The 696-nt window shown below is 70.4% G+C and carries 1 pseudogene; it reads left to right on the top strand.

The annotated features are described in order from the left end of the window. A pseudogene (locus KUM32_RS41795) lies at positions 1-696 on the top strand (hypothetical protein); the annotation flags it as partial.

The following is a 696-nucleotide window of genomic DNA, read 5'->3' on the forward strand; positions in this document are numbered from 1 at the left end:
ACTGGGTCGACAAGGACCCGGCGGCGCCCCTCGCGCCCCACCAGAGCGTGCGGGGCAGCAGGCCCAGCATGGTCATCGGGTCGGACCCGGACCCCAAGCGGGCCAAGGCGCAGGAGTACGCCGACCGCATCGGAGCCGCGCTCAGCGAGGCCACCGAGGCGGACGCCCGGTACGCACAGGCACTGGGCCGGCTGCACGCCGACAGCGACCTGAACGTCTCCGACGCGGAATGGGTGGACGCCCAGCGGGACATGGCCGCGGTGCGCGGCGCGGCCGACCACGTACCCGCGGGGGACATTCCGAAGGGCAAGTCCCCCAAGGAGAACGCCGATTGGTGGAAGGGCCTCTCGCAGGACGAGCAGGCGGACTACATCGCGCTCCACCCCGCCAGCGTCGGCGCCCTGGACGGCCTCCCGGCCACGGTCCGCGACGAGGCCAACCGCGCGGTCCTCGCCGAGAAGCGGGCCGACTACCAGACGCAGCTCAACGCGATACCTCCGGAGCCGATCAAGATCCAGCCCGGCCGGGTGGGCAGTCCCATTGCCACGAGGACGGCCGAGTGGATCGCCTGGGACAAGAAATGGGGCGACAAGAGGTCTCAACTCGAAGCGTCGCTCAAGGGGATGGGGGACATTCAGAACCGTTTCGCGCGCAAGGATCTGGAACCGGGCGAGAAGCGCTTCCCGCGTGCTTACC

Source organism: Streptomyces sp. AC627_RSS907 (genome assembly GCF_019049165.1).